This window comes from Bradyrhizobium sp. AUGA SZCCT0177 (assembly GCF_018130125.1).
Classification (GTDB): domain Bacteria; phylum Pseudomonadota; class Alphaproteobacteria; order Rhizobiales; family Xanthobacteraceae; genus Bradyrhizobium.
The window spans coordinates 1-11,837 of the sequence record NZ_JAFCMA010000054.1; the positions used below are offsets into that span (position 1 = coordinate 1).

11 protein-coding genes are annotated in these 11,837 nt (G+C 61.4%); 3 read left to right on the plus strand and 8 right to left on the minus strand.

From position 1 onward, the window contains the following. Positions 1–202: 202 nt before the first annotated feature. Positions 203–880: a YqgE/AlgH family protein gene (locus JQ597_RS35785; protein WP_212270093.1), complete on the minus strand. Its 678-nt coding sequence runs from the start codon at positions 878–880 to the stop codon at positions 203–205. 149 nt (positions 881–1,029) lie between these two features. Here JQ597_RS35785 and JQ597_RS35790 point away from each other — a divergent pair, with 149 nt between their 5' ends. The 3 genes from JQ597_RS35790 to JQ597_RS35800 all read left to right on the plus strand — a co-directional run bounded on the left by JQ597_RS35790 (position 1,030) and on the right by JQ597_RS35800 (position 4,924). Continuing rightward, the gene (locus tag JQ597_RS35790) at positions 1,030–1,869 is read left to right on the plus strand and encodes a protein-disulfide reductase DsbD domain-containing protein (protein WP_212270094.1); all 840 of its coding nucleotides are present in this window, start codon (positions 1,030–1,032) and stop codon (positions 1,867–1,869) included. A gap of 239 nt (positions 1,870–2,108) precedes the next feature. After that, positions 2,109–3,497 carry a flippase gene (locus JQ597_RS35795; protein ID WP_212270114.1) on the plus strand — a complete coding sequence of 463 codons (1,389 nt, stop codon included), beginning with the start codon at positions 2,109–2,111 and terminating at the stop codon, positions 3,495–3,497. A 470-nt stretch (positions 3,498–3,967) separates the two neighbouring features. After that, positions 3,968–4,924, plus strand: a complete 957-nt coding sequence (locus JQ597_RS35800) for a hypothetical protein (RefSeq protein ID WP_212270095.1) — start codon at positions 3,968–3,970, stop codon at positions 4,922–4,924. Between the two features lie 234 nt (positions 4,925–5,158). On the opposite strand, the gene JQ597_RS35805 is transcribed toward JQ597_RS35800, so the two are convergent. The 7 genes from JQ597_RS35805 to JQ597_RS35835 all read right to left on the minus strand — a co-directional run bounded on the left by JQ597_RS35805 (position 5,159) and on the right by JQ597_RS35835 (position 11,778). Beyond that, on the minus strand, positions 5,159–5,947 hold the full coding sequence (locus tag JQ597_RS35805; RefSeq protein WP_212270096.1) for a 3-hydroxybutyrate dehydrogenase: 789 nt from the start codon (positions 5,945–5,947) through the stop codon (positions 5,159–5,161). Between the two features lie 5 nt (positions 5,948–5,952). Beyond that, a complete protein-coding gene (locus tag JQ597_RS35810; protein ID WP_212270097.1) occupies positions 5,953–7,131 on the minus strand; it encodes a DUF3734 domain-containing protein in 1,179 nt (392 codons plus the stop codon). Between the two features lie 104 nt (positions 7,132–7,235). Beyond that, positions 7,236–7,733: a CAP domain-containing protein gene (locus tag JQ597_RS35815; RefSeq protein WP_212270098.1), complete on the minus strand. Its 498-nt coding sequence runs from the start codon at positions 7,731–7,733 to the stop codon at positions 7,236–7,238. Positions 7,734–7,896: 163 nt separating this feature from the next. Further along, entirely contained in the window at positions 7,897–8,946 is a 1,050-nt protein-coding gene (locus JQ597_RS35820; RefSeq protein WP_192737199.1) for a sulfate/molybdate ABC transporter ATP-binding protein, read from the minus strand. Continuing rightward, entirely contained in the window at positions 8,936–9,898 is a 963-nt protein-coding gene (gene cysW / locus JQ597_RS35825; RefSeq protein WP_212270099.1) for a sulfate ABC transporter permease subunit CysW, read from the minus strand. The genes JQ597_RS35820 and cysW overlap by 11 nt, the downstream gene beginning before the upstream one ends. Positions 9,899–9,905: 7 nt before the next feature. After that, a complete protein-coding gene (cysT, locus tag JQ597_RS35830; RefSeq protein WP_283813483.1) occupies positions 9,906–10,712 on the minus strand; it encodes a sulfate ABC transporter permease subunit CysT in 807 nt (268 codons plus the stop codon). A 64-nt stretch (positions 10,713–10,776) separates the two neighbouring features. After that, positions 10,777–11,778: a sulfate ABC transporter substrate-binding protein gene (locus tag JQ597_RS35835; protein WP_212270101.1), complete on the minus strand. Its 1,002-nt coding sequence runs from the start codon at positions 11,776–11,778 to the stop codon at positions 10,777–10,779. Positions 11,779–11,837 lie beyond the last annotated feature (59 nt).

The following is an 11,837-nucleotide window of genomic DNA, read 5'->3' on the forward strand; positions in this document are numbered from 1 at the left end:
AACGACCTCCCATAAACCCCGCAACGCCCGCCTCGATCGCCCCATCTTAATCGAGGCACCGAGACTTACGACCCATACGCCGTGCTCTCGATAGTGAAATGAAGGCGGCAGACAAAGCACGTTGGAGCAACCAACGCGCTCGACAATAGATATTTGGGGTTATGGGTCCCGGCTCAAGGCCGGGACGACGCCGTGCGTGGGGCTACGCGTGCCCGGCTTCGTTCGACAGCATCGCCAGATCGATGCCGATCTTGCGCAGCGCACGCTGGTATTTCTCGTCGACGTCGTCGCCGAAGATCAGGTCCGCGTCGGCGGCGCAATGCAGCCAGCCATTGTGCTGGATTTCGTCCTCGAGCTGCCCCGGCGCCCAGCCGGCATAGCCCAGCGCCAGGATCGCGTGCTTGGGTCCCGAGCCCTTGGCGATCGCTTTCAGGATATCGACGGTCGCGGTCAGGCAGATGCCGTCGTCGATATTGAGCGTGGCATCCTTGATGAAGAAGTCGCTGGAATGCAGCACGAAGCCGCGGCCGGTATCGACCGGACCTCCCTTGAGCACCTTCATGGTCTCGGCGTTTTCCGGCAGCGTGATCTGGTCCGATGTCTTGATGATATCGAGCTGCACCAGGAGCCCCGGGAAATCGATGCTGCCGGCCGGACGGTTGACGATGATGCCCATCGCCCCCTCGGACGAATGGGCGCACATGTAAATGACCGAGCGCTCGAAGCGCGGATCGCCCATGACCGGCATGGCGATCAGCAGCTGGCCGTCCAGATAGCCTTCACCGGACGAATTGTCGCCCACGCCTGCGGCTTTGCGGCGCGCGGCCTTCGTTGTCGTCTTCGGTGGTGCCGTCTTCGGTGTCTTGCCTTCAGGGCTCATCCGCAAAGGCCTCTCTTGCTGATCCGTATCCTGATATCGGGTGGCGGTTCTGTCAATCAAGCGAAGGCTTGTTAGACCTGCGTTGTATTCGACCGCGGATCACAAGCAATTCAATGGTTTGCGGCCAAACTTGCCTGTAAAGACGTCTCATGACCGTCATTGTTCCCATGCGGGCCGCGCTCGGCATTGCCGCCACTCTGGCTGTCGCATGCACGGCCATCGAGGTTCGCGCCGAGGATGCCTCGCCCTGGCAGCGCGACACCCATTCCGCGATCCGGCTGCTGGCGGGATCGCGCAGCGGCGCAGTGCTGCTCGGCGGTATCGCAATCCAGCTGCAGCCAGGGTGGAAAACCTATTGGCGGACGCCCGGCGATTCCGGCGTTCCGCCCCGCTTCGATTTCTCCAAGTCGGACAATGTCGAGGCGGTGACGGTGTTGTGGCCGGCGCCGATGAAGTTCGATGACGGCGCGGGCGGCGTCTCGCTCGGCTACAAGCAGCAGGTCGTGCTGCCGCTGCGGATCGTCGCCAAGAACACCGACAAGCCGGTGACGCTGCGCGCCGACATCAACTACGCGGTCTGCGACAAGCTCTGCATCCCGGTCGACGCCAAGGCGGAGCTGGCCTTTGCCAGTGTGGCGAGCACCGAGGACGGCAATCTGTCCGATGCGCTCAACGCGGTGCCGAAGCCGGCCAATGTCGGCGATCCCAATTCCCTCACCATTCGCGACGTCAAGCGCGAGGGCAAGGCCAACGTGCTGGTCGACGTCACCGCGCCCGGCGGCAAGGAGGTCAGCCTGTTCGTCGAGGGCCCGACGCCGGACTGGGCGTTGCCGATTCCGAAGCTGATCGAGGGCGGTCCGCCCGGCGTCAAACGCTTTGCCTTCGAGCTCGACGGCCTGCCGCCGGGCGCGAGCGCCGACGGCGCCGCGCTGAAACTGACGCTGGTCGGCGGCGACCGGGCCTATGAGTTCAATGTGAATTTGCCGTAGCTTTTTCCGTCGTCCCGGCGAACGCCGGGACCCATACGCCGCGGCGGATGTTTTAGGACGCCGCAGGTAGACGCCTTTTTCATGCAATAACGCCCAGTGGTTATGGGTCCCGGCGTTCGCCGGGACGACGCGGAGATTGACGCGTGCGTCCGCACCCAACCGAATCTTAACGAATCGTTGATACATCGGAGCATCGCCGCCGCCTCGCGGCCTTTCGAGGATGCCTTGCTGTGGCCGTGATGGACACCGAATCCGCCTCCGCTTCGCCTGCCGGCCCAATCGCCCGCCTGCGATCGCTGCTTCGCGGTCTCTTTGGTGGTTCGGGCGAAGCTTCGCTGACAAAACGGCTGGCCGGCACGATCTTCATCATCCGCGTGATCAGTGCGGCATTGGCCTATTTCTCGCAGATCCTGCTGGCGCGCTGGATGGGCGGCTCGGATTACGGCGTCTATGTCTATGTCTGGACCTGGGTGCTGCTGCTCGGCAGCATGATGGACTTCGGCATTTCGGCGTCCGCGCAAAAGATCATTCCGGAATACCGCGCCAGCGGCCAGCACGCGCTGCTGCGCGGCTTCCTCTCCGGCAGCCGCTGGATGACGTTCGCGGTGTCGTCGCTGGTCTCGCTGGCGCTGGCGGGCGTGGTGAAAACACTGTCGCCGTGGATGGAGCCCAACACGGTTCTGCCGCTCTATATCGGCTGCCTGACCCTGCCCGCCTTCGTCGTCGCCAACACCCAGGATGGCATCGCGCGCTCGCATGACTGGATGCGGCTGGGCCTGATGCCGCAATTCATCGTGCGCCAGTCGCTGATCATCGGCCTCACCGCCGGCGCCTTCGCGCTCGGTTTCAATCTCGGCGCCACGGTGGCGATGCTGGCGAGCGCCGCCGCGGTCTGGCTCGCGATGATCGGCCAGATGGTGGTCTTGAACCGCCGGCTCGCCGGCCACGTTGAGGCCGGCGCCAAGGCCTATGATTTCCGCGGCTGGCTCGCGGTCTCGCTGCCGATCCTGCTGGTCGAAAGCTTCTATCTGCTGCTCTCCTACACCGACGTGCTGATGCTGCAGCAATTCCGTTCCTCGGAGGAAGTCGGCGTCTATTTCGCGGTCGTGAAGACGCTGGCGCTGGTTTCCTTCATCCACTACGCGATGTCGGCAACCACAGCGCATCGCTTTGCGGAATATCATGCGCTCGGCGACAAGGCCCGGTTGTCGGCCTATGTGGCGCACGCCATCCAATGGACGTTCTGGCCCTCGCTCGCGGCCACCATCGCGCTCCTGGCGCTGGGCAAGCCGCTGCTCTGGCTGTTCGGACCGCAATTCGTGGTCGGCTACGACATCATGTTCATCGCTGCCGTTGGCCTCGTGGTGCGTTCGGCGATCGGGCCGGTCGAACGGCTGCTCAACATGCTCGGCCACCAGCACATCTGCGCGCTGGCCTATGCGCTCGCCTTTGTCATGAACGTGGTGCTGTGCCTGCTGCTGGTGCCGCGCTACGGCGGCCACGGCGCCGCGGCCGCAACCACGATCTCGCTCGCGTTCGAGACCGTGCTGCTGTTCTGGATCGTCCGGCAACGGCTCGGCCTGCACGTGCTGGCGTTCGGCAAGCGCGGCTCCAGCATCGCGGCGTAGCGATTGGAACGCAAACCCTCGCGTGCTATCGTTCCGCCGTGCCGACTGAAAAAGCGAACCAGACTGAAAATAGCCTGCGGGGCAACGCATATATCGCCACGCCCGAAGAGTTGCGGGTCATCGATGCTGCCATGGCATCCATCGACGCTGGAGAAGCCGCGACCGACGCTGAGATACAAGCTGCTTTCGGAAAATTTCGATCGGCATAATCGACTTTGCTGCCATCATCCGCGAAAGCGGACGATCCAGTATTCCAGAGAGACCAGTGATTGTTCGATCGACTGCAGCGCTACGATGCCGGCGAGCGCTCTGGGAAGAATCGCACAACATTATCCGTTCTCAATTCTAGCACTCTAAATGAGTAGCTCTGTCGGCCGAGCCGTAATTGGATAACAAAAGTCGATTGCGCAGATTATCGCAAAAGTTGCATACTGTTATCATTGCATTGATCACATCACTTAGGGCGGCTGATGAAATACATCGTGATAATTGTGCTAGTTAGCGTGATGGTTGGGACTCTTGCAGGCTATGTCACGGGCGCTCAGGTGACGAGAGACCCTGCGGTCGTTTTCGACGCGTTTCTAGAGCATATTGAGTTTACAGGTGGAAACGCGGGGAAAAGGCAGTCTCTAGAATTCATGTGCAACGGCCATCGTTTCGCATCGTACAATGTGGATACTGGTCAAGTTATTGCATCGGGAATCAGCGATGCCGAATTGGCAAAGAGTCAACCTGCTAAGATTGAGCAGTCATTGTATGACCGTGCGGTTGGGGCATTGCTCGGCTCAGTAGCCACTGGAGCGGTCGCATTCAGACAGCCTCTTACAAAAGCTGCTAAGTCCAAGGAGTTCATAAAGTACACCGTGCCGGCCTTCCTTGCCGGGCCCACTGGCTTTGCCCTCGGCTATGATCTTGCAACATCAGGAAGTCTCACATGCGCCGACAGACAGGTTATCGAGCATACGAAAAAGGAGGCGTCTTGGAAGTCGGCCGCGCAATTGATTGTACAGCGGCAGCTTTTGAGCGATTCTGTTGGCGCACCTGAGCAAAAAAATAAATACCAACCATCGGGTGCATCTGAAAGAAAGCAGGACACTAAGGAGCGATCATCCACGAAGGCAGACGACAATGATCCAACGCAGGAAGAATTGATGGCTTCTGTCGAGGAGGACGACGGAAGATTGGAAGCCGAGATTGGCAATGATCTTAGCAAAGGGCAGGTTAGCTCAGTCACGTTTCAAAAACTAAAGGCGCTTGGCAAAGGAGACATGCCAAAATTACCCACCGAGAGTTCGTTCGGCTGGAAATTACTTTCAGTGTACATTCCCGTGATCCTTGGCATTGGCGCCGCAATCCTGACCGGCTATATGCTGCTTCGGCACGGCAGGCGCCGGCGCCGCGCGTCAAAGACGCCCCTCGAGAATTAAGACTGCTTCCCTACATTGGCATGAGCACGGATCGGGAATCTCAAACCTGACAAAGAAAAAAGCCCCGGACAGGGCTATTTAATCCTCATCAACGCATACGTTTCTTGAAGAATCGCGTGTGCGATCATAAGATACACCCTTGAATAGAGCGCTATGGCGCCTTTGTGCCCGGCTTCTAGGCGAAAGAACGAGTGAGTACTGGATGCCCCGCCTTCGCGGGGCATGACAGTACCCCTACTCCGCGGTCCAGCCGCCGTCGATCGAGAGGTTGGCGCCGGTGATCTGGGCGGCATCGTCGCCGCACAGGAACAGCGCCAGGGCGGCGACCTGCTCGGAGGTCACGAATTCCTTGGTGGGCTGCGCTTCCAGCAGCACGTCGTGGATGACCTGCTCCTTGGTGAGGTTGCGCGCCTTCATGGTGTCGGGAATCTGCTTCTCGACCAGCGGCGTCCAGACATAGCCGGGGCTGATGCAGTTGCAGGTAATCTTGTGGGTCGCGAGTTCCAGCGCCACGGTCTTGGTGAGGCCGGCAATGCCGTGCTTGGCCGAGACATAGGCCGACTTGAACGGGGACGCCACCAGCGAATGCGCCGATGCGGTGTTGATGATACGGCCCCAGCCGCGCTTCTTCATGCCGGGCACGGCGGCGCGGATGGCATGAAATGCCGACGACAGGTTGATCGCGATGATCGCATCCCACTTTTCGATCGGGAATTCCTCGATCGGCGACACGAACTGGATGCCGGCATTGTTGACCAGGATATCGACCGAACCAAAGGTCTTCTCGCCGAGCGCGATCATTTCGGCGATCTCGGCGGGCTTGGTCATGTCGGCGGGCGAATGCACGGCCCGAACCTTGAAATCGGTCTCGATGCCGGAACGCTCCTTCTCGATATCGGACGGCACGCCCATGCCGTTGAGAACGATATTGGCGCCGGCGGCGGCGAAAGCGCGCGCGTAAGCCAATCCGATGCCGCTGGTCGAGCCGGTCACGACGGCGGTCTTGCCTTTCAAAATACCCATTCTGGTCACTCCTGTTTTTTGCTTTCGGGGGCGCTGGAAACGTCCCTCGTGAGATCGTAGGTCACCATGGTCTCCCCGGACTGCGGCCGTTCTAGCCATTCTTTGTGACGCATCGACAAATGCACGTCCCGGGCGCCCGCATTCCAGTGCTCGACCACCCCGACATGCGAGAAATCGTAATCCTTGGACGAGGATTCGTAGTTCTTGCTGCGGTAGATCAGGTGCACCACCGTGACGGTGTTTTCCTTGACCGCATTGCACAGTATCGCCACCGACGGATCGCTCTTGAGATCATCGGGCAATTTGGCGATCAATTCACGGAGCGCCTTGCGTGTGTTGTGCACCTGCTTGTTCTTGTCGGTGTTCATCCGGGTACGGCTGGAAAAGCGGATGTCTTTTTCACGCTCGGCGGCCTCCAGCAGCGTGGCCGGCAGATCGCCGCGCGCGCTGAACAGGTCGACCTGGAAGATCAGGAGATCGCGGTCGCTTTCCTCGTCCAGCACGAAATCGAGCGGCGTGTTGGAGGCGATGCCGCCGTCCCAGTAATGCTCACCGTCGATGAGGATGGAAGGAAAACCCGGCGGCAGCGCGCCGGACGCCATGATGTGCTCCGGCCCGATCTTCTTGCCGAGCTTCTTGAATTCCACATTGTCGAAATATTTGAAATTGCCCGAGGTGACGCCGACGGCGCCGACGGAAAGCCGCATCTTCAGGTCGTTGATGCGGTCGAAGTCGACCAGGTTTTCCAGCGTCTTCTTCAGTGGTGCGGTATCGTAATAGCTCAGCGATTGCGCGCTGCCGGGCGGCCACAGCGGCGCCGGCGGAAGCCGCGGCGTGAAGAATCCGGGCACGCCGAAGGTCGCGATCAAGGCGGCGCTGGTCTCGTTGAACAGCGACCGCGCGCGGTCACCCGGCGTAATCGGATTCCACGACACCGGGGACGACACCATGTCCCAGAATTCCTTCAGGCGATCGACGCGCGTCGCAGGGTCGTTGCCGGCAATGATCGCGGCATTGATCGCACCGATCGAGATGCCCGCCACCCATTCCGGCTCGAACCCGGAACGGCATAGCGCCTGAAAGGCGCCGGCCTGGTAGGAGCCGAGCGCACCGCCGCCTTGCAGCACCAGCACGCGTTGCGCTTTGGCGGGCGTCGTTGCGGGCGCGGAGCCGGAACTGTCCATCGTGACCGCCAACTAGAGGGCAATAGCGTTGGTACCGTGGCGGCAGTTCGCGACGGCGTCAATCGGCGAGACCCAAGCAAAGATCACGCCTAATTTATCAGGTTCTAGGTTGACGCCAGAATGAGCGTCCAGAACACCTTGTACTTGGTGTTGGGAGCATAAATCGCCGCGATGCCCAATTTTGTGACACCGTTCTTGAGCATGTTGGCCTTGTGCGGCGGCGAGTCGCGCCAGCCCGAAAACGCTTCCGCCAGCGTGTGATAGCCGGCCGACACGTTTTCAACCGCCAGCTTGGCCGGATATCCGGAAGCGCCGAGGCGCTTTTCCAGCGGGCCCTTGACGTCATGATCGAGCTTGTTGCGTTTCGCCATGGCCTGAGATTGCGCTTCGGCGAGTTTCATCAGGTCAGGGTCAACAGCCACGGCGGCAAGGCCGTTGTTCTGGCGGTAGAGCGAAATAATCGAAGCCGCGGCCTGCGGATCCAGCGTGGCGCCGCCATTGGCCATGCTGAGATACATGGTCGGCTGGTCCGGCGCCCTGGCGGTGTCGGCCATGCAGCCGCCCAGCAACAAAAGTCCAGCTATCGCGGCCGCGGCGCGCATGAATCAACCCCCGTGATGTCACGCAGTTGTTGCATACCAACCGTGGCTGAATGGTGAACGCGGGGCTAATTCTAGCCGTCATTCCGGGGCGTGAGCGAAGCGAACGAACCCGGAATCTCGAGATTCCGGGTTCGCTTCGCGCCCCGGAATGACGATTTCGTCCTCAATCCTGGGCCGCAAAAATACGGTAGCGGCGGGGCTGCAGGCTGACGATTTCGCCGGCCTGGAGTTCCCGGTCACGGGGGGCGTCGATCTCGATGATGGTCTTGCCCTCGCCGCCGGACAGCGCCACCTCGGCCCGCTGGATCGGACCAAACGAACGGACATGGCGCACCGCGCCCTCCAGCGATCCGGAACCGGCCGGCCCGATCTGCATGTCATGGCGCCGGACGAACAGTTTCGAGGCCCCGGAAGCCGCGCCATTGGCGGCGATATTGAGCGGCCGCCCGCCGAGCCGCACCGAACCGCCGCTGACATCCACCGGCAGCACGATCGACTCGCCGATGAAGCCATGCACGAACGCGGTCGCCGGGTGATCATAGACCTCGCCGGGCGTGCCGATCTGCTCGATCCGGCCCTTGTCCATGACCACCACGCGGTTGGCGACTTCGAGCGCCTCTTCCTGATCGTGGGTGACGAAGATCGAGGTGACGTGGATTTCCGAATGCAGCGAGCGCAGCCATTGCCGCAATTCCTTGCGCACCTTGGCGTCGAGCGCGCCGAACGGCTCGTCGAGCAGCAGGATGCGCGGCTCGATCGCAAGTGCACGCGCCAGAGCAATGCGCTGGCGCTGGCCGCCGGACAATTGGCTGGGGTAGCGGTCGGACAGCCAGTCGAGCTGCACCAGATCCAGCAATTCCTTGACGCGGGCGCGGATGGTGGCTTCGTCCTTGCGGATGGCGCGCGGCTGCACCCGCAGGCCGAAGGCGACGTTTTCGAACACCGTCATGTGGCGGAACAGCGCGTAATGCTGGAACACGAAACCGACGTGGCGCTCGCTGGCGCCGCGCGCCAGCGCGTTCTCGCCGTCGATCAACACCTCGCCGGCATCCGGCCAGTCGAGCCCGGCGATGATCCGCAGCAGCGTGGTCTTGCCCGAGCCGGAGGGGCCGAGCAGCGCCAGCAATTCGCCCTGGTCGACTTTCAGGTCGACATTGTCGAGCGCAGCGAAGCTGCCGAACTTCTTGACGATGTTTTTGACTTCAATGGTCACGCGGTTCCTGTCCTTCGTCCAGACGTCGCTCGAGAACGGTCTTCACGACCAGCGTGATCAACGCCAGCATCGCCAGCAATGACGCAATCGCGAACGACGCCACGAATTGATATTCATTATAGAGGATTTCGACCAGCAGCGGCATGGTGTTGGTCTCGCCGCGGATATGGCCGGACACGACCGACACCGCGCCGAACTCGCCCATGGCGCGCGCGTTGCACAGCAATACGCCGTACAGCAGGCCCCACTTGATATTGGGCAGGGTGACGCGGAAGAAGGTCTGCAGGCCTGACGCACCGAGCGAGATCGCCGCCTCCTCCTCCTGCGTGCCCTGCTCCTGCATCAGCGGGATCAGCGACCGCGCCACGAAGGGAAACGTCACGAAGATGGTCGCCAGTGCGATGCCGGGCACGGCGAACAGGATGTGAATGTCATGCGCCTGCAGCCATGTGCCGAAAAAGCCCTGCGCGCCGAACAGCAGCACGAAAACGAGACCCGAGATCACGGGGCTGACCGAGAAAGGCAGATCGATCAGCGTGATCAGGAAGGTCTTGCCGGTGAAATCGAACTTGGCGATCGCCCAGGCCGCAATCACGCCGAACACCAGATTGAGGGTGACGGAGATCGCCGCCACCAGCAGCGTCAGCTTGATCGCGGAAAGCGCCTCCGGCTCGCCCAGCGCCGCCAGGTAGGCGCCGATGCCTTTGGAAAAGGCGCTTGCGAACACCACGACCAGCGGCAGCACGACGAACACCGACAGGAAGGTAACCGCAAGGGTGATGATGATGAAACGGACCGGCCCAGGCTCGGTACGCAGATTGTCCGGCGATGTCCCGGTGCGCGGGCGCGCACGCTCGATGCGCGAAGGCGGCGGGGAAACGGTGAGGTCCGCCGTCGGGGCATAGGCCCGCAACTCGGTCGCTGACGTCACCACACTCGATTGCGTCGACATCAGTCCCTCAATGCGCCGGAATACGGGTTTGGGCCCAGCGCTGCAGGCGATTGACCGCGAAGATGATCAGGAACGACGCCAGCAGCATGACAACCGCAATCGCGGTCGCATCGGCGTAGCGGAACTCGGAGAGCCGGATCACGATCAGGAGAGGCGCGATTTCCGACACGTTCGGCAGATTGCCGGCAATGAAGATGACGGAGCCGTATTCGCCGACCGCGCGCGCGAACGCCAGTGCGAAACCGGTCAACAGCGCCGGAATCAAGCTCGGCAGGATCACCCTGAACACGGTGTGCCAGCGGTTGGCCCCGAGGCTTGCCGCCGCCTCCTCGATCTCGACGTCGAGATCGATCAGCACGGGCTGCACCGTCCGCACCACAAAGGGAATGCCGATGAACACCATCGCGATGAATATCCCGACCGGCGTGAACGCGACCTTGATGCCAAGTTCGGCCAGCGGCGCACCGAGCCAGCCTTTTTGTGCAAACAGTTGCGTGAGCGCGACGCCGGCGACCGCGGTCGGCAGCGCAAAGGGGATATCGACGATGGCGTCGAACAGCCGGCGGCCGGGAAAGCGATAACGCACCAGCGCCCAGACGATGATGGTCCCCATCACCAGATTGACCAGGGCGGCGAGAAACGAAAGCCCGAACGAGATCTTCAGCGCATTGAGCGTGCGGCGGCTGGTGATGATGCCCCAGAACTGATCGAGGCTGAGCTCGAACGTCTTGAGGAAAAGGCCGGCCAGCGGCAACAGGATAATAATGGAGAGCCATGTCAGGGTCAGTCCCATGGTGAGACCAAACCCCGGCAAGCTGCTCCGCCGTGCCACCGCTATGCTCACAAGTCCCCCTGATTGCTCGGTAAATCGTCCCAGATCAGTTCTTGTAGATCTGGTCGAAGATACCGCCTTCGGCGAAATGTTCCTTCTGCGCCTTTGCCCAACCACCGAAAACGTCGTCGATGGTGAAAAGTTCGACCTTGGCGAAAGATTTTTCGTATTCCTTGGCGATCTCCGAATCGCGCGGACGGTAGGAGTTGCGTGCGGCGATTTCCTGACCTTCCTTGGTATACCAGTATTTCAGGTAGGCTTCAGCCGCCGCGCGGGTGCCTTTCTTGTCGGCCACCTTGTCGACCACGGAGACCGGCGGCTCGGCCAGGATCGACAGCGGCGGCGAGACGATCTCGAATTTGTCCTTGCCGAATTCGCGTTGCGCCAGGAAAGCCTCGTTCTCCCACGCCAGCAGCACGTCGCCGACACCGCGCTCGACGAAGGTCACGGTCGAGCCCCGTGCGCCGGTATCGAGTACCGGCACGTTCTTGAAAAGATCGCCGACGAATTTTTTGGCCTTGTCGGACGAACCGAATTTTTTCTCGGCATAGCCCCATGCCGCCAGATAGTTCCAGCGCGCTCCGCCCGACGTTTTCGGATTCGGCGTGATGACGCTGACGCCGGGTTTAATCAAATCGTCCCAATCCTTGATGGCCTTGGGATTGCCCTTGCGCACCAGAAACACGATCGTCGACGTGTAGGGCGAGGCGTTGAGCGGCAGGCGCTTCTGCCAATCCGGCGCCACCAGGCCCTTGCCGGCGATCGCATCGATATCATAGGCCAGCGCCAGCGTGACCACGTCCGCCTGCAACCCGTCGATCACAGAACGCGCCTGCGAGCCGGAGCCACCGTGCGACTGCTTGATCTCGACGCTCTTGCCGGTTTCCTTACTGTAAGCGGCAATGAACGCCTTGTTGAAATCGGCATAGAGCTCGCGCGTCGGATCGTAGGACACGTTGAGCAGCGACACATCGGCGGCGAGCGCAGAACCTGCCCAGAGCAGTCCCGCGACGAGGGGCAGAATACGACGGAACATCTCAATCTCCATTCGGCCTGATGAAGGATATCATCGCAGCACACCGGACATAACTCGCGGCGAAGTGGCCT